Source organism: Psychrobacter sp. 1U2 (assembly GCF_051847575.1).
In genome coordinates this window covers 1-1388 of sequence record NZ_JBPYDC010000214.1, presented here as the reverse complement: position 1 = coordinate 1388, position 1388 = coordinate 1, and the positions used below count along the sequence as shown (strand labels likewise).

The following is a 1388-nucleotide window of genomic DNA, read 5'->3' as shown; positions in this document are numbered from 1 at the left end:
AAAGCCAGCTCTAAGGTTGGGACAAAATGGGCAAAGAAGTCTTGTAATACTGGAGTACGTGTACGAAAGGACTGACCAAAATCACCGGTCAAGATGCCGGTTAAGTAATCCCAATATTGGACGATGAGTGGTTTATCTAAACCAAGTCTTTCTAAGGCACGGGCATGTAATTCTGGATCGACCATACGCTCACCCATCATAATCTCAACGGCATCGCCAGGGACGAGACGAATCAGGGTAAAGGTTGATAGCGTTAAGCCAAGGTAGACAGGAATTAAAATGGCAATACGGCGCAAAATATAAAGTAGCATGGGCTGCTCAATAGTTGTGGTTCAATGATTAGAGTGTTGACAGTGAAAAGAGTGCCCGTGACAAAACAGTTAGTTTATATAAAATCGGCTAGAGCAGAGGGTCTGACCTAGCCGAATACGAATTAAACAATCATGTATGTCGTACCGGACTTTATCAGTTCAGGTTATTCAACCTTGACACCATCGAAGCGTATTGAACCCAGTGGACTAATCTTATAATCGACAACGTTTGGTGCTGTGAATACGGTCACCACCGAATGTGCCATCGTCGTCCAAGGCAGCTGCTCTTTGAATATCTGCTGAGCTTGTACATAATCACTAACGCGATCATCTTGATTGGTAATCTGGCGGGCATTGGTCACTAAAGTGTCAAAGTCCTTATTACACCAGCGTGAGTAGTTGTTACCACCGACAGCATCACAAGATAATAACGTACCAAGCCAGTTATCTGGGTCCCCATTATCACCGGTCCAACCAGCTAGAATAACATCGTGCTCACCTTTAGCAGCGCGATTCAGGTACTCGCCCCATTCATAAGTGACAAGCTTGGTATCGACGCCAATCTTCGCCCAATCTGCTTGTAGCATCTCAGCCATTAGCTTGGCGTTAGGGTTGTATGGGCGTTGAACTGGCATATACCATAGGTCAATTTCAAGATTATTAGCGCCGGCTTCTTTGATGAGCGCTTTGGCTTTTTCAACATCATAAGAAGCGTCCTTAAGCGACTCATCATAACCCCACTGTGTTGGCGGCATAGGATTGGTCGCTTTGAGTCCTTCACTTTGATAAACCGCATTGATAATAGCGTCTTTGTTGATGGCCATATCCAATGCTTGACGAACTTTTAGGTCACTAAGCTTCGGTTTCTCAACATTGTAGCCCACATAGCCGACGTTGAAGCCAGGCTGATCAAGCACCGTGGCCTTACCAGATTTTTTGACAGAGTCGATTTCAGCAGGCTTAGGATAGGCGGACACATGGCATTCACCAGCTTGAACTTTTTGGGCGCGAACCGCTGAATCTTTAGTAATGACAAACACTAGATTATCGATGTGAATATCGTCTTTGTTCCAATAG

1 protein-coding gene and 1 pseudogene are annotated in these 1388 nt (G+C 45.0%); both read right to left on the bottom strand.

The features are described from left to right. Positions 1–311 (bottom strand): annotated as a pseudogene (locus ACS8FD_RS14595) (peptide ABC transporter permease); the annotation flags it as partial. 164 nt (positions 312–475) lie between these two features. Next, positions 476–1388, bottom strand: a 913-nt coding sequence (locus tag ACS8FD_RS14590; protein WP_439276386.1) for an ABC transporter substrate-binding protein, incomplete at its 5' end; no start/stop codon positions are given.